This is a genomic window from Pseudomonas sp. MWU12-2037 (genome assembly GCF_023242345.1).
Classification (GTDB): Bacteria; Pseudomonadota; Gammaproteobacteria; order Pseudomonadales; family Pseudomonadaceae; genus Aquipseudomonas; species Aquipseudomonas gingeri_D.
Map to the genome: position 1 here is coordinate 302,394 of NZ_JALLIZ010000009.1, position 16,332 is coordinate 318,725.

At 63.4% G+C, this 16,332-nt stretch carries 13 protein-coding genes; 1 reads left to right on the forward strand and 12 read right to left on the reverse strand.

Annotation, left to right across the window (positions count from 1 at the left end; all coding sequences use genetic code 11):
• Positions 1-3: 3 nt before the first annotated feature.
• From M5B42_RS18945 to M5B42_RS19000, 12 genes are all read right to left on the reverse strand, one after another.
• The gene (locus M5B42_RS18945) at positions 4-1,392 is read right to left on the reverse strand and encodes an efflux transporter outer membrane subunit (RefSeq protein ID WP_248746710.1); all 1,389 of its coding nucleotides are present in this window, start codon (positions 1,390-1,392) and stop codon (positions 4-6) included.
• Positions 1,389-2,399, reverse strand: a complete 1,011-nt coding sequence (locus M5B42_RS18950; protein WP_248746711.1) for a hypothetical protein — start codon at positions 2,397-2,399, stop codon at positions 1,389-1,391. The genes M5B42_RS18945 and M5B42_RS18950 overlap by 4 nt, the downstream gene beginning before the upstream one ends.
• Entirely contained in the window at positions 2,396-4,561 is a 2,166-nt protein-coding gene (locus M5B42_RS18955; protein WP_248746712.1) for a peptidase domain-containing ABC transporter, read from the reverse strand. The genes M5B42_RS18950 and M5B42_RS18955 overlap by 4 nt, the downstream gene beginning before the upstream one ends.
• Positions 4,558-5,838 (reverse strand): HlyD family efflux transporter periplasmic adaptor subunit, encoded by a 1,281-nt coding sequence (locus tag M5B42_RS18960; protein WP_248746713.1) that lies wholly within the window; start codon positions 5,836-5,838, stop codon positions 4,558-4,560. The genes M5B42_RS18955 and M5B42_RS18960 overlap by 4 nt, the downstream gene beginning before the upstream one ends.
• Positions 5,839-6,032: 194 nt before the next feature.
• Entirely contained in the window at positions 6,033-6,185 is a 153-nt protein-coding gene (locus M5B42_RS18965) for a hypothetical protein (protein WP_177100966.1), read from the reverse strand.
• A 211-nt stretch (positions 6,186-6,396) separates the two neighbouring features.
• Positions 6,397-6,960 carry a phosphonate degradation HD-domain oxygenase gene (locus M5B42_RS18970; RefSeq protein WP_248746714.1) on the reverse strand — a complete coding sequence of 188 codons (564 nt, stop codon included), beginning with the start codon at positions 6,958-6,960 and terminating at the stop codon, positions 6,397-6,399.
• Positions 6,957-8,093 carry a TIGR03364 family FAD-dependent oxidoreductase gene (locus M5B42_RS18975; protein ID WP_248746715.1) on the reverse strand — a complete coding sequence of 379 codons (1,137 nt, stop codon included), beginning with the start codon at positions 8,091-8,093 and terminating at the stop codon, positions 6,957-6,959. The genes M5B42_RS18970 and M5B42_RS18975 overlap by 4 nt, the downstream gene beginning before the upstream one ends.
• Positions 8,094-8,241: 148 nt before the next feature.
• On the reverse strand, positions 8,242-9,264 hold the full coding sequence (locus tag M5B42_RS18980) for a putative 2-aminoethylphosphonate ABC transporter substrate-binding protein (RefSeq protein ID WP_152736783.1): 1,023 nt from the start codon (positions 9,262-9,264) through the stop codon (positions 8,242-8,244).
• A gap of 53 nt (positions 9,265-9,317) precedes the next feature.
• Complete coding sequence (locus M5B42_RS18985; RefSeq protein WP_248746716.1) at positions 9,318-11,042, reverse strand: putative 2-aminoethylphosphonate ABC transporter permease subunit; 1,725 nt, start codon at positions 11,040-11,042, stop codon at positions 9,318-9,320.
• A gap of 1 nt (position 11,043) precedes the next feature.
• Positions 11,044-12,120: a putative 2-aminoethylphosphonate ABC transporter ATP-binding protein gene (locus tag M5B42_RS18990; protein WP_152736781.1), complete on the reverse strand. Its 1,077-nt coding sequence runs from the start codon at positions 12,118-12,120 to the stop codon at positions 11,044-11,046.
• Between the two features lie 273 nt (positions 12,121-12,393).
• Complete coding sequence (locus tag M5B42_RS18995) at positions 12,394-13,257, reverse strand: LysR family transcriptional regulator (RefSeq protein WP_177100958.1); 864 nt, start codon at positions 13,255-13,257, stop codon at positions 12,394-12,396.
• A 17-nt stretch (positions 13,258-13,274) separates the two neighbouring features.
• Positions 13,275-15,656 (reverse strand): heavy metal translocating P-type ATPase, encoded by a 2,382-nt coding sequence (locus M5B42_RS19000; RefSeq protein WP_248746717.1) that lies wholly within the window; start codon positions 15,654-15,656, stop codon positions 13,275-13,277.
• An 83-nt stretch (positions 15,657-15,739) separates the two neighbouring features.
• Here M5B42_RS19000 and cadR point away from each other — a divergent pair, with 83 nt between their 5' ends.
• Complete coding sequence (cadR, locus tag M5B42_RS19005) at positions 15,740-16,186, forward strand: Cd(II)/Pb(II)-responsive transcriptional regulator (protein ID WP_177100954.1); 447 nt, start codon at positions 15,740-15,742, stop codon at positions 16,184-16,186.
• Positions 16,187-16,332 lie beyond the last annotated feature (146 nt).

Consider the following 16,332-nt stretch of genomic DNA (forward strand, 5'->3'; position numbering starts at 1 on the left):
CGCTCAGGACCACCCACCGCCCAGGCTCTTGTACAGGGCGATAAGGTTGCTCACCTGCAACAAGCGGGTCCTGATCAGGGCTTGTTGCGCCGTGCTCAGGCCGCGTTGGGCATCGAGCACTTCGAGGTAGCTATTCAAGCCATCCTGATGGAGCAGTTGCGCCAACTCGACGCGGCGCGACTCGTTCAGCACCAGCCGCTGCTGTGCATTGAGCTGCCGATTGAGCGGCTCGTTCGAAGCCAGCGCATCGGCCACTTCACGAAAGGCCTGCTGGATAGAACGCTGATACTCGACCACGGCAATCTCACGCTGCACTTTCGACAGCTCAAGCTGCGTGAAACGCCGACCGATATCGAACAGCGGCACGGTCACCGCGGGCGTAAAGGACCAGCCCTTGGCCTCGCCGGAAAACAGCTCGCTCAACTGCGGGCTGCTGACACCGAAGAAGCCGGTCAGGGAAATGCTCGGCAGAAAAGCCGCCCGGGCGGCACCGATATTGGCGTTGAAGGCCTTGAGCCGGGCCTCGGCGGCGCGAATATCCGGGCGGCGCACCAACAATTCGGAAGGCAGGCCCGGGGCAATCTCCGGCAACGGTGGCCCTTCGCTCCACTCCCCGGAGGACAGACGCGCGGGATCAAGCGTCGTGCCCACCAGCAACTCCAGGCGGTTCAGCGCCAGCCCCTGTTGACGCGCCGCGTCGGCCATCTCGGCCTCCAAGGTCAGCGCCAGCGTATCGGCCTGACGCAACTCCAGTTCGCTCGCCAGTCCCAATTCCTGGCGGCGGCCGATCAGCCGTTTCGACTCACCCGCCCGCTCCAGCAACTGTCGGTTCTGCCGGTGCAATTCAAGATAGGCACGGTGTTCGTAGTAAGCCGTCGCGACCTCGCCGACCAGACTGATCCCCACACTCAGGGCATCTTCTTCACGGGCCACCAGGCGTTGCCCGGCTTCGGTTTTCAACGCCCGGACGCGGCCCCAGAGATCCAGTTCAAAGGCGGTGATCCCCAACCTGAACTGCCCTTGTTCGCGGATCACCGCCTTGCCAGTGGGCGAGTCCGCGGCGGAAATCTTCTGCCGTTGCACCGAACCGTCGATCCCGCCACTGGGCCATTGATCGGCGGTGGAAATCCCATACAGCGCCCGGGCCTCGTCGATGCGCAGGACGGCCACCTGCAGATCATGGTTATGGACCCGTGCCAGCTCGATCAGCCTTTGCAGCTCGGGGTCGGGAAAGACCTTGTGCCAGTCCGGTAACGGCACGGCATCGCCCTGGGGACTCGCGTCTCGCCAGTGCTCGGCCACGGTTGGCGACGGCTGCTGGTAATCGGGAATAAACGAACACCCGGCCAATAGCAGGACAACCAGCATCAGCTCCGGGCTGCGCCTCATCATCCGAGCCCCCGCCGTTGCAGCAGACCCGGCAGTCCCGAGGACTTCTCCTCCGAAGTCTTTTGCCGCTGATAGAAAGCCTCCAACCGCGACAAGTAGAACCAGTGCTCGGGAGCCTCGGCAATAAACGACTCCATCGCCCGCGCCCATTGCGCCTGCATATCCGGTGCGGCGGCCCGGGTGATCCACCGAATCACATGCAGCTCACCGCAGCCGCCAAGCTCGGCACGATGCCCTGCCAGCAGCACGTCGCATTTCATTTTCGCCGCCAGGAACATCGGCCCCTTGACGAATTGCGCGGCGCGGCCGAACAGGTGGCCGTCCACCGGCTCGCCGGAGCGTACTCCACCGAAACTCACCGGCAGGTCGGCAAAGATGATCACCTGGTCGCCGTGCTTCAGCGCCCGGGCAATCGCCAACGCGGTCTTTGGCGCGTTGCTGTCGAGAATATCCACGCGATGCCCGAAGGCTTCCAGGCTCTTGAGGGAGCGCCGGGTCAGGGGATCGTTGAAGTTCCAGATCGGAATGATGAAACGCTTCGGTGCCGGATAGCGCTCGATCATGCAGGCCACCGCCATCCAGTATTCCCCGGTGTGCGCCAGCACGATGATGGTCGAGCGCACCCGCGTACGCGGCCAGTGTTGCTGCGGATCGTTCCAGGCAATTGCCCGAATCCAGGCCCGCAACCGCTCGGGATAATCGCGAGGGTAAAGCACCTGGTAGATCGCGCACTGCAACTGGATGGCGCTGTAGCGACAAGCCACTAGCCGACAGGCGCGGGGCTCCAGTCCAAACAATTCGAGGTTCTGCCGACAGGCGTTGTAGTCCGGGCCGCGCCACGCGGAGGGCAGCCGCAGCAGCACGACCGGCAACAGCGGCAAGCAACGGTGCGCAACCTTCAGCCGAAAGATCAGCGCCAGTCCTTTCACCAGGCGCGCCCGCAACCCGGCCTTGCAGCGCATCCACCACAGCCAGCGGCGGATCGGCCAGCCCGGACGAAACGGAGTCATCGCGCCGCGCCGCTCAACGGCCGCAAACGCCCCTGGTGCATCAGCAGTACCCTGTCGCAGGCCAGGGCCACGGCCTTGTCGTGGGTCACGATCACACACAGCATGGGCAAGCGGCGCACGGTCTCGATAATCACATCGCGGGCACTGGGGTCCAGATGGGAAGTCGGCTCATCGAGCAACAACAGTTCCGGGCGCCGATACAGTGCCCGGGCGATCAACAGGCGTTGCTTCTGGCCCGAGGACAATTGCACGCCCATGGGTCCGAGCAAGGTATTGAAGCCATTGCTCAGTTTCAGGATGCTTTCCAGCAACCCGGCCTGCTCGACACAGCTCTGCAAGCGCGTGCCGTCCAGCGGGTCGCTGTCCATCAGGATATTCTCGATTACCGTACCGGCGATGATTTCGTCGTGGGCCGTGACATAGGCCACGCTCTGGCGGTAGCGGCGCAAACCGAAATGCCGCATCGCCTGGCCGTTGATCCTGAAGCGCCCGGTGTCCAGGGCATAGAACCCGGCGAGCACTTTCAGGAAGGTGCTCTTGCCGCAGCCCGAAGGACCGAATATCGCGATGCGTCGGTTCGGGCTTTCCAGGCTGAAACTCAGGTCCTCGAAGGTCGGCCGGTCGAACGAGCTGTAGCGAAAGCGCGCGCCTTCGATCTGGATCGAGCGCAAGGGTTGCTGCTGGCCAAGGGGATCGGCGCTGTACACACTCGACTCCACCTGCTCGACCGGTTCATCGACGATTTCCTCGACCCGCTTGAGCTCGACCTTCACCAGCCGCAGGTTCATATAGCTGTCGACCACCTTCAGCGCGCAGCCCATGAACATGTCCTTGTAGAGGACAAAGGCGAACAGGTCGCCGACGCTGTTCTCGCCGTGGAGCACGGCCAGCGCACCGAGGGCGCTGACCAGCAGCGAATGGCCATGGGACAACCCTTCGTGCACCACCTGGTTCATCGCCTGCAAACGCTGGACGCCGGCGCGGGCCATTTCGGTATCGGTGTGCTGGTTGCTCCAGTTCGCCAGCTTGGCCGCTTCGTAGTTGTAGAGCTTCATCGACTCGACATTGCCCAGGGTGCCGAGCAGGGTCACGTTGCGCGCCGTCTCGGCTTCGATCGAGGTCTTGTGGTGTTTCTCCATGACCGGCAGGGTCACGCCGCGAAACAGAAAGAACAGCAGGCACAACAGCAACGACAGGGCCGCCAGCTTGGCGTTGATCAAAGCCATCAGTGCGAGAAACGCCACGCCGAAGGCCAGGTCGATGGATATGTCCATCCAACCGGCGGTGAACTGCACGAAGGCTTTGTCGGTGGCCTGGGTCCGCCGCAGGATATCGCCGGGGGCGCGGCGCTCGAAATAACTCACCGGCAAGCGCAGCAGCCAGGCGATAACGCCGGTGGACAGGTCCTGGCTCAGGGCAACGCGCAGGCGCATATCGAGGACCGCCCGCAGCCAGGCGGCGAGGCTCTTGAACAGAAAGATCCCGCCAAAGACATAGAGGATCAGAAACAGGAAATCCTCGTCGTTCTTCGCCACCACTTCATCGATGGTCAGGGAAAACAGCTTGGGCGCGGCAATGGCTCCGAAGTAGCCGACCACCGACAGCAGGCCCATGGGCACCAGGTAACGCAGCAGCCAGGTGTTGTTGCGCAGCACGCCGAGCGGGCCGAAGGTACCGGGAACACGCCGATGGACCTGGGTGGTGAAGCCCAGCCCCGGCAGCATTTCCAACGCCGCGCCGCTGAACATCGACAGCGCTTCTTCCCAGGTATAGAAACGCCGCCCCACCGCCGGATCGACGATATGCAGTCCTTGGCGATTGGTGGATTGCAGCACGACGAAGTGCATATTGTTCCAGAACAGGATCGACGGCGTGCGCAGTTGCCGCACATCGTGCAGTTGCAAGCGCAGCGGGCGGCAGCTGAAACCCAGCTCTTCGCTGACCTTGATCACCTGGAACAGCGACATGCCGTCCCGCGCCACCCGGTAGCGCTGGCGCATCTCGCGCAAGCTCAGGGCCTTGCCGTGATAACCGGCGACCATGGCAATCGAGGCCATGCCGCATTCGGACATTTCGTCCTGGAGAATCACCGGGACCGTGCGCTGGAACAACTGCCGCGAGCGGGCCAGGGCCTCGCGCAGGGATTGCTTGAGGCGGCTCATGCGGATTTATCCACAGGCCGCGCCGGGGTGCCCAGCGTCGGCAGATAATCCGGATTGCCCGCCAGCCCACGGAGCACCGGCAGGAACAGCCATTCCATCAGGTTCAGCCGCTCCAGGCGCAACGAACCGCTGAGGGTCATGCCGTCCTTGAGCCAGTCCTGGCGGATCTTGGTCCGCGGGTCGGAAAAGTCGAGCTTCACCTCGGCGCGATAAGTCGGCCCCGGTTCCTCGCCATCGGTCCTGGCACCGGGCGCGGCTTCCAGGTAGGTACTGGCGGTGCTACGGACAATCTGCCCCCTGATCACGCCATAACGCTCATAGGGAAACGCATCGACCCGCACGATGACTTCGGTGCCAGCGCCGGCAAAACCGATGGCCGCCGGGCTGACATCAAGGACCACCACCGGCGCCTCGTGCAGCGCCCGGCTGATGCGCAGCAACATCATCGGCTGGCCGCCCTGGGCACGGGCGCCGGGGAACACCGAGACAGCATCGACCACGCCCTCGACGGGGGACAACAGGACATATTCCTGGCTCTTGTTGAGGCTCTCCAAACGCTCGCGCAAGTCATGGCGTTGCCGGGCGAGATCGCTGAGGCGGCTGCTGAGAGTGTGATCGGCTTCGCTGCCGCGCTGCTCCAGTTCGAGGATCCGTTGCTGCGCGCTGGCCTGGGCCAGGTCGTTATTGGCCAGGTCCTGGAGCACAGCCTCGTGCTTGACGATCGCCTCGTTCAGCGCCGCCACGGACACCGCGCCTTCGGCCGCCAGGCGCTCATGACGCTGGCGATTTTCCTGGGCAATCGCGGCCCGACGCTGGATCGAGCGCTTGATGGTGGCGGTGAGTTGCAGATCCTTGTGCAGTTGTTCGATCTGCAATTGCAGGAGTTTTTTCTGGGTTTCATGGGCCGAACGGGCCTGGCGTTCATCGCCCGTGGCATCGTCCAGCAAGCTGCCCAGACGCTCGGCGCTTTGGGCGGAAAGGGGTTTGTCGCTGCCTTCGTTGAAGCTTTCCGGCTCCAGGGTGCGGATACGCACCAGGGGCTGGTCCTTGCTCACCGAGTCGCCGGCCTCCACCAGCACTTCGCGGATATGGGCGGGGCGTTCACTGGTGATGCGCACCACATCGCGGGTCAGGATCCGGCCCGGGACATCTTCTTTCTTCGCGTAGTTGCCGATAAACAGCAGAACCAGGCCACCGGCGAAAAACAGGCAGACGAACCAGGCGAAGACCACGGGTGCCAGCGCCGTTCGCGGCGCGACCTTGCCCAACTCAAGCATAGGTGAACTCGTGCATGGCAACCGACGCGACAGGGCTCGCGCCAGTGAGGGAATACAGCTCTGAGGACACAACGCACCCTGTAGGAACCGGCTGGCTGGCGACGCGACCGCAAGGTCTCGCGTTGCCCATCCGGACGCCATCGCCGGCAAGCCGGCTCCTACAATGGGCGATAGCTATCGCCCTGGCAGCGGGATCAGCTGGCTTTCTTCAGGCCTTCGGAGATCCAGTCGACCGCTTGGTCGAGGAGCGGACCGAAATCGGTGAAGAACCCGGAACCACGAACGTCCTGGGTCTCTTCGAGGGTCATTTCCTGAAGGGTGTTTTCTTGTTGGGTTGCTTCCAGCATAGATGTAGACCTCGGCATTATTATTGGATGAAGACAACATCGAGTCGTGCGGCGAGAGCACCGTCGAATCGAACTTTCAGACAGTTCCGCAACGGCGCGCCGTGCTTGAACTGCGAGAGTCATCTTCAGCCAAGGTCGTATTTATTTATATCCGAATAGTCTCTGGCATCCCACGTCAAATCCGCATAGACCTGTGGTCACTTTTCCAGAATCAACGTAGGAACTTCTCCGCCTTGTCGCGCAACAGCCGCAGATCAATCACCGGCACGGCCTTGAGCTTGGCCTGCTCGTCCCAATGGCGCATCCGCAGGCTCACGGCACACAGCGGATCCTGCTCGAACTGCCGAGCCTCTTCTTCCGTCATGACACCGCCCTGGTACTCCAGGGTACGCCGGCTCGCTTCGCTCAAGCAGTCGTAGTATCCGGGCTCACGCAATGTCAGAAAACGCTTGGCCTGGACGTGATATTCCACCAGTCGCGCTAGCCGCTCGCTGAAGCCCGCCCGACGCAGATAATCCGCGCCGAGACGCTCGTGACTGACCACGCCATAGCCGCCCATATCCCCCGTCGGCTGTTCGCCGGTCGGGCAGATATGCCCGATATCGTGGAAGAACGCCGCCAGGACCACTTCATCGTCGAAGCCCTCGGCCAGCGCCAGCTGCGCGGCCTGGGACATATGCTCCAACTGGGACACCGGCTCACCGATGTAGTCGGCGCTGCCGAACTGCTGGTACAGGCCGAAGACCTCATCCAGCACCTGCTCGACGGACTTCATGCCGACTCCCCCAGCAAATGGGCGATATTGCCTTCGGCCAGGGCCGGACCGACGCTCATGCCAACCCCGGTGTGCATCAGCGCGGCACTCACGCCCGGCACGGCCCGGAGGAACGAAAAGGGACCCGGCCCCCTGGAGCCGTAGACCCCCTGCCAACGCTCCAGCACCTGCACCTTGCAGCCCAGGGTCTGCTCGGCCAGTTCCAGCAGCCAGGTATCGACCTGTTCGGCATTGAACGGCGAGGCATCGCTGCCGTAGTGGTGGGAGTCGCCGATGATCAGGTCGCCATAAGGCGTCGGGCTGATCAGCAGGTGGATACCGTGTTCAGGCAGGTGCGGGCTATCGCGCAGGATCTCGGCCTGGACGGCCGCCGCTTCCGGCAGATCGGCAAAGGCGCCGTAGTGCACGCAGCTGAGGCCCGTGAGCAGCGCGTGTTGCAGGTTCAGCTCCACCTGGGGTCGGGCGCGGAGCATTTGCAGGCGGCAGATGCCCGGTTGCAACTGGCTGATGGGCTCGGCCAGCAGGGTCTGATAATCGTGGCCGGAACAGACGATGATCTGTTCCCCACGGAAGGTGCCGGCGGTGCTGTGCAACTGGCCGGACTCGACTTCGCGGACCAGGGTCGAGAAGTGGAAGGTCACGCCCAGGTCCCGTTGCAGGTACTCGATCAGCGTCGGGATCGCTTCGCGGGAATAGAGCTGTTGGTCGTCCAGACCGTGCAGCGCGGCGCGGTGATGGCTGAATTGGCCGCCGTAGAGATCGTTCAGCGCCGCGCCGCGCAGCAGTTCGACGCGGTAGCCCTGTTCCCGGGCGCGACCGGCGCAGAAGGCGTCCAGCAGATGTTCTTCGGCTTCGGTACGGGCGAACAGGTACGAGCCGTTGCGCTTGAGGGCGAAACCGGCCTGTTGTGCCCAGTGAGCCCAGATATCGCGGCTGGCGCGGGACAGCTCGGACATGATGCCCGGCGGCTGGCCGGTGACCAGGGCCTGGCCGAAGTTGCGCACCGAAGCGCCCAGGGGCGTGGCGCTGCGCTCGAAGACCGTGACCTTGAGGCCGCGTCGGGCGGCGGCGTAGGCGTGGGACAGGCCGAGGATTCCAGCGCCGACGATAAGGATGTCGTTGTGGTTTGTCATGGGGTGGGTCCTGAGGGGAATGGCCGCTGCGCGGTTCGCGGGCAAGCCCTGCTCCTACAGGTTCGCGTCGTACGTACATGATGTGTCCGACACAGACTTGTAGGAGCAGGGCTTGCCCGCGAAGAGGCCCGCGAGTCAAACAAGGATGTTACTGAGGCAACTTCTCCGACTTGCCGTCATAACGCTTGCGCCATTCGGTGAGGATTTCGTCGCGGTTCTTCGAGGCCCAGGCAAAGTCGTTCTTGATCAGGCGCTGCTCGTAATCCGCCGGCAATTCGGTCTGCGGCTTGGCAATACCCGGCTGTGCCAGCACGGCGAAGTTTTCCTTGTACAGCTCCATGGCCGCCGGGCTGGCCGAGAAATCCGCCAGCTTCTTCGCCGCCTCTTCATGGGGGGTGCCCTTCATCACCGCAGTCGCCTCGATCTCCCAACCCAGGCCTTCCTTCGGCAGGATGATGTCCAGTGGCGCCCCCTGGCGCTTCAGCTGCACCGCCGGGTATTCGAAGGAAATACCGATCGGGAATTCACCCGACGCCGCCAGCTTGCACGGCTTGGAACCGGAGTGAACGTACTGGCCGATGTTCTGGTGCAGTTCATCCATGTACTTCCAGCCCTGCTCCTGGCCGAAGGTCTGCAACCAGGCGCTGACATCCAGGAAACCGGTGCCGGACGAGGCCGGGTTCGGCATCACGATCTTGCCCTTGTACTCGGGTTTGGTCAGGTCCTGCCAGCTCACCGGCTTGGTCAAATGCTGCTTCTCGGCTTCGACGGTGTTGAAGCAGATGGTCGCGGCCCAGACGTCCATGCCGACCCACGACGGCGGGTTCGCCGCGTCGCGATAGTGGTTGCCGATCTTGCCCAGGTCCTTGGGTGCGTAGCTTTGCAGCATGCCCTGCTGATCGAGGATCGCCAGGCTGGAAGCCGCCAGGCCCCAGACCACGTCAGCCTGCGGCCGCGCCTTCTCGGCCAGCAGCTTGGCGGTGATGATGCCGGTGGAATCGCGCACCCACTTGATTTCCACGTCCGGGTTGGCCGCTTCGAAAGCTTTCTTGTAGGCGGTCAACTGCTCGGACTCAAGGGCCGTGTACACGGTCAGTTCGGTTTTCGCGGCAAAGGCATTCAGGCTGAAAGCAGTGAGGACAGCAGCGGCAAGAGCCAGGGGCTTGAACATGGTGCGGTTCCTTGATGAGTGTGGTTGGGTTGGGCAAATGGGTTGTGGCGGGATCAATGCCCGGGCTCGATCTGCCGCCAGGCCTGGGAGCGGCGCAACACGCCGCGCGACGCCCAGGCCAGCAGCAGCGAGACGGCCACCGAGGTAAACAGGATCAGGCTCGACATGGCGGCGGCACCGCCGACATTGCCGGCGTCGTCCATGTTCAGCACCGCCACCGCCGCGAGGATGGTGTCGGGGCTGTAGAGAAAGATCGCCGCCGACACCGTGGTCATCGCCGAGACGAACAGGTAACGCACGATGTCGAGCAACGCCGGCAGGCAGATCGGCAGCGTGACCCGCAGGTAATGCCGGTAGAGCGGCGCCTTGAGCGACAGGGCGGCGGCTTCGAACTCGTTGTCGAGCTGGCGCAACGCGGTGGTGGCGGTCATCTGCGCGGTGGTCAGGTAATGGGCGATGGTGCAGACCACCAGCAGGGTCATGGTCCCGTAGAACACATTCAGCGGGTTGCCGTTGAGGTTGAAGAAGAACACGTAGCCCAGGCCCAGGACCAAACCCGGGACCGCCATCGGCACGAAACCGAGGATGCGCAAGGCCAGGTTCAGGCCGCGTTGGCTGCGGGTTTTCTCCATCAGGTAGGCCCCGGTGAAAATCAGCCCGCTGCCGATCAGCGCCGTGCTCAGGGCCAGGGTCAGGCTGTTGCGGTAGGCCAGCCAACCGCTGCCGGTGGTCGCATTGAAGGCGTAGTGACTGAACGACAACGACAGGTTGTACGGCCAGAACTTCACCAGCGACGAGTACACCGCCATGCCGAATACCAGCAGCAGGGCCGCGCAGATCAACAGCACGATCGCCAGGTAGCAGGCGTCGCGGCGGCGTGACGGTGCCGGTTTGAATACCTGGGCCCGCCCGCTCATGGCCTCGCCATGACGGCGGCGCAGCCAGGCATCGACGGCAAAACTGAACAGCGCCGGCAACAGCAGGATCATGCCAATCAAGGCGCCACGCCCGAATTGCTGCTGGCCGACCACCGCCTTGTAGGCTTCCAGCGCCAGCACCTGATAGTCGCCGCCCACCACCACCGGCACGCCGAAGTCGGTGATCGTCAGGGTGAATACCAGGCAGAAGGCGGCGAATACCGCCTGGCGGCTGGCCGGCCAGGTGATGCTGTGAAACGCCTTCCAGGGACTGGCGCCCATGCTCGACGCGGCGTCGAACAACCGCGCATCGGCCAGGGACAAGGCCGAGATCAGGATCATCAGGGCATGGGGAAAGGTGTAGATGACTTCGCCGAGGACTATTCCCCAGAAACCGTAGATATTTTCCGACAGCAGGCCACGCAGCAGGCCCTGGTTACCGAACAGGTAGACCAGGGCGATACCCGGCAGCATCGACGGGGCCATCAGCGGCAACAGGGACAGGGCGCGCCACAGGGATTTGCCGGGAATCAGGGTCCGTTGCAGGGCGTAGGCAAACAGATAGGCCAGGGGTACGACGATGGCCGCCACACTGAGGGAAACCTTCAGGCTATTACCCAGCAGCCAGTGGAAATTGTCGCTGTTCACCAGTTCCTTTGCCGCGATCCAGCCACCGCCCTGCCCGGCTTCACTGCTGAAACCGCGCCAGAAGATCGCCAGCAATGGCAGCAGCACCGCCACACCCAGCAGACAGAGCCAGAGCAGCTTGCCGCCGACCACGAACAGACGGTCGCCGAGGCCGACCCGGGCAGTCTTCACGCTCGACTGCCGGGACAGGGCCAGGCTGATTTCAGCGGCCATCTCAGGCAAACACCTGGAGGCTGCGCGGCGGCAATGCCACCCAGATATCCGGCGCACCGAGGCGTGGCATGTCCTGCGGACCGATTTCGGCCAACAGCGCATGACCGGGCAACTGGTTGAGTTCGAAGCTCATGCGGCAGCGATTGCCGAGGAAGGTGATCTCGCGAACCCGGGCCGGAAACAGGTTTTCCTCATGCACCGGCGGGTTGACGTTGATCGCCTCGGGGCGGCAGAACAGCCGACCGGAAGCCGCCCGTGCGGTGCCATCAGCCAGGCGCACATCCATGCCACCGACCCGCGCATGGCTGTCGCTGCTGCGCTGGAACGGCAGCCAGTTGCCCTGGCCGACAAATTCGGCGACGAACGGCGTGGCCGGCCTGTCGTAGATTTCCTGGGGCGTGGCGTACTGCTCGACCTTGCCGTTGTTCATCACGGCGATGCGGTCGGCCATCAGCATGGCCTCGTCCTGGTTGTGGGTGACCATCAGGGTGGTCACGCCGAGGTTGCGTTGCAGCTGGCGCAGCTCGGTGCACAGATGCTCGCGGACCCGGGCGTCGAGGGCCGACATCGGCTCATCCAGCAGCAACAGCGAGGGCGCCGGGGCCAGGGCGCGGGCCAGGGCTACACGCTGTTGCTGGCCGCCGGAGAGTTGCCCGGGGTATTTCTTTTCGCTGCCGAGCAGGCCGACCAGTTCCAGCATCTGACCGACACGCTTGCGGGTGACCTCGCGACCGCTGCCGGCCAGGCCGTAGGCGATATTCGCCTCGACCGTCAGATTCGGGAACAGCGCGTAGGACTGGAACAGGATGCCGTAGTCGCGGGCTTGGGGTGGCAGATCGGAGACATTGCGTTCGCCGAGGAACAGCTCGCCGTCGTCCTGACGTTCAAGGCCGGCGATGCAACGCAGCAAGGTGGTCTTGCCGCAGCCGGACGGGCCAAGTAGACAGACCAACTCGCCGGCGGCCACGTCCAGGGAGACGTTGTCCAGCGCGGTGAAGGCGCCGAAGCGCTTGCGCACCCCACGGACCTTCATCGGGGCGCCGGGGTTGGCCAGGGCGTTGGCGATCGAGTTGTTCATGGACGGACCTCATCTAGCGGATGAGGGTCATGCTAGGGAGGGAATGCGTAGGCTATGTGGCAATAAGGCCAAAGTTGCCGATAGTGGTATTGGTAGATTTGGGTTGGGGATTTGGGTCGCCTGAGCCGACGCCTTCGCGGGCAAGCCCTGCTCCTACAGTTTCGTGTCGTTCACAGGTTTTGTGTATGACAGCGCACTGTAGGAGCAGGGCTTGTCGGATCGCCGCACCGCCGCGAACGGCTGAGCAGCAGACGGCCATTCACCACCGATATCTCAGGCCGGCGCCATTTCCTGCGCCAACCCCAGAAACGCCGCCGGCAAACGCGCCGCCTTGCGTTCCTTGAGGCAATACAGGTATTCGGGAATCTGCGGGGCATTCTCGATGGTCAGCACCCGCAGTTGCGGGTCGTGAGGGACTTCCTGCCGGGCAATGATGCTGATGCCGATATTGCGTAGCACCGCCTCACGAATCGACTCACGGCTGCCGATTTCCAGCAGCGGGCCATAACTGACCTGCGCATTACGCAACAGCTCTTCCGTCAGATGCCGGGTGGTCGAACCCGGTTCTCGCATCAACAGGCAATGCCCGGCCAGCGCGCTCAGCGGCACATGATCATGTACCGCCAGTGGATGATTGCGATGCACCGCCAGCACCAGCGGATCACTGCCCAGCACCCGGCGGATCAACCGCGGGTCCTCCAGCAACTGCGACGAAGCCGCCACATCGACCCGATAATCCTCCAGCGCCTCCAGCACCTGCTGGGAGTTGCCGATCTCCACCGACACTTCCACCTGCGGCAGACGTTCGCGAAAGGCCTTCACCAGATCGAGGATGTAATACGGCGCCGTCGCGGCAATGCGCAAGGTGCCCTGCACCTGCCCGGCGTTGCGCAGGAAAAACTCGATATCGGCTTCCTGCTGCAACAGCGCCTTGACCATCGGCAGCAAGCGCGCGCCGTCTTCACTGACACTCAAGCGCCGACCGCCTCGATAGAACAACTCGACCGAATACTGGCTTTCCAGATGACGAATCTGGGTGGTCACCGTGGGCTGGCTGAGCCCGAGCTTTTTTGCCGCCAGGGTGATGCTGCCCAGGCGGGCGACCATATAAAACGCCTTCAGCTCGGCACTCAGCACATCACCCTCTCATTCGTTTACTTGCGCAGCAGGCGCAACCCATTGAACACCACCAGCAGGCTGACGCCCATATCGGCGAATACCGCCATCCACATGGTTGCCAGGCCGATGAAAGTCACCGCCAGGAAGATCGCCTTGATCACCAGGGCCAGGGCGATATTTTGCCTGAGGATACGCGCGGTCTGGCGCGAAAGGCGAATGAAAGCCGGAATCTTGCGCAGATCATCGTCCATCAGGGCGACATCGGCGGTCTCAATGGCGGTGTCGGTACCGGCGGCGGCCATGGCGAAGCCGATCTCGGCACGGGCCAGGGCCGGGGCGTCGTTGATGCCGTCGCCGACCATGCCGACCTGATGGCCACGGGCATACAGCTCTTCGATGGCCCGCAGTTTTTCGGTGGGCAACAGGTCGCCACGGGCCTCGTCGATCCCGACCTGGGCGGCAATGGCCGAGGCGGTGTGGATATTGTCCCCGGTCAGCATCAGGGTCTTGATCCCCAGCGCGTGCAACTCGCGGATCGCCTCACGGCTGGAAGCCTTGACCGTATCGGCCACGGCGAACAGCGCCAACGGGCCGGAGGCGTCGAGCAGCAACACCACGGTCTTGCCTTGTTTTTCCAGGGCGAAGAGTTTTTCCTCCAGGGCCGCCGAGCAGAGACCGAGGTCTTCCACCAGGCGATGGTTGCCCAGGTGATAACCCTTGCCGCCGACCTCGCCGCGCACACCGCGCCCGGCCAGGGCTTCGAAGGCTTCGACGTCACGTAGCGTCCACTGTTTGTCCTGCGCATCCTTGGCAATCGCCAGGGACACCGGGTGATCGGAACGCGCCGCGAGGCTGGCGGCGATCAACGGCGCGGTCTCGACGAACAGTGGGTTGAGGACCAGATAGTCGGTCAGCACCGGCTTGCCGTGGGTGATGGTCCCGGTCTTGTCCAGGGCCAGGTAATCAAGCTTGTGCCCGCTTTCCAGATAGACCCCGCCCTTGACCAGAATGCCCTTGCGGGCGGCGGCGGCCAGGCCGCTGACGATGGTCACCGGGGTCGAGATCACCAGAGCACATGGGCAGGCGACCACCAGCAGGACCAGCGCCCGGTAGATCCAGTCGAACCACAGGCCGTTCATGAACAGCGGCGGCAGCACCGCCACCGCCAGGGCGAAGGCGAACACCGCCGGGGTGTAGATTTTCGCGAAGATATCGACGAACCGCTGGGTCGGCGCCCGCGCACCCTGGGCCTGCTCGACGGCATGGATGATCCGCGCCAGGGTCGAATTGCCCGCGACGGCCGTCACCCGATAGTCCAGTGAACCCGCCTGGTTGATGGTGCCGGCAAAGACCTTGTCGCCCGGATTCTTCTCGATGGGCAGGCTTTCGCCGGTGATCGGTGCCTGATCGACGCTGGAGCTGCCGTAGACCACTTCGCCATCGAGGCCGATGCGCTCACCAGGACGTACCCGGACCAAGGCACCCAGTTCGATGCTTTTAACCTCACGTTCGACCCACTCGCCGTCATCCTGGCGCACCGTGGCCTTTTCCGGCGTCATCTGCATCAGGCCGCTGATGGCGTTGCGCGCGCGGTCCAGGGACTTGGCTTCGATCAGTTCGGCGATGGTGAAGAGGAACATCACCATCGCCGCTTCCGGCCACTGCCCGATCAGCACCGCGCCGGTCACGGCGATGCTCATCAGCGCGTTGATATTCAGGTTGCGGTTTTTCAGGGCGATCCAGCCCTTTTTATAGGTGGTCAGGCCGCCGCTGAGGATGGAAACCAGCGCGATGATTGCCACCACCCAGGTCGGGGCCACGGCGGTGAAGTGAATCACTTCGGCGACCAGGGCGCCGACACCGGACAAAGCCAGGGGCCACCAGGGTTTCTTCACCGGCGGCTGGCTTGGAGTTTCGGCGCTTGCGCCCTCTTCCAACGGCTCGGCCTGCATGCCCAGGGACTTGATGGCGTCGACAATCGGCGTGGTCGACGACAGGTCATGGGTCACACCGAGGATCCGGTTGATCAGGTTGAACTCAAGCTGCTGCACGCCCGCCAGCTTGCCGAGCTTGTTCTGGATCAGCGTCTGCTCGGTGGGACAGTCCATGGCTTCGATTCGGAAACGGCTCAACCGTGCGTCGGCGCTGGTGGTCTCGCTGAGTTTGATCAGCGCGGGGGCCTCGGCAGTCGAACAGCAGCTGTGGGCATGCCCGGCCGCCCCATGGGAGTGGGAAGCCTTTACCGGCTGGAGGACACGGAAAGACCGAGGCGCGGGCTTATCGGCCTGACCGTGGTCATGGCCGTGGTCGTGACTATGCTTGTGATCGTGATCGTGATCGTGATCGTGATCGTGATCGTGGCCAGCATGGGCATGATCGCCGGCAGGCTTGTGCGAAGTGTGGATGGAGTCGCTCATGGGTGCGTCCCTGAAAGTGCTTGTTGCCAAGTGAACACCCTGTAGCCACTATAGGGTCAAGCACCCTTTTCGGAGATCGAACGATGAAGATTGGCGAACTGGCGAAACTCACCGACTGCCAGGTGGAAACCATCCGTTATTACGAGAAGGAAAACCTGCTGCCGGAACCGGCGCGCAGCGAGGGCAACTACCGCCTGTACACCCAGGCGCATGCGGAGCGCCTGACCTTTATCCGCAACTGCCGCAGCCTGGACATGACGCTGGAGGAGATTCGCAGCTTGCTGGGGTTGCGCGACAGTCCGCAGGATCAATGCGAAAGCGTGAATGCGCTGATTGATGAGCATATCCATCACGTCAAGGCGCGGATTGACGGGTTGCTGGCGTTGCAGACGCAGTTGCTCGACCTGCGCCAGCGTTGTGGAGGCGGGCCGGATCTGGACCAATGCGGGATTTTGCAGCGGTTGGAGGTCAGCGGCAGCGTGGTGGCGGCTGAAGAGCATTCACATGTCGGAAGAAGTCATGGGCATTGAGGGCCTATTCGCGGCGGTGCGGCGTCCCGACAAGCCCTGCTCCTACAGGTTTGTGTCGTACACCAAATCTGTGATCGACGACATACTGTAGGAGCAGGGCTTGCCCGCGAAGAGGCCCTTGAGCCTTGCGGTGCCCATCCGGACGC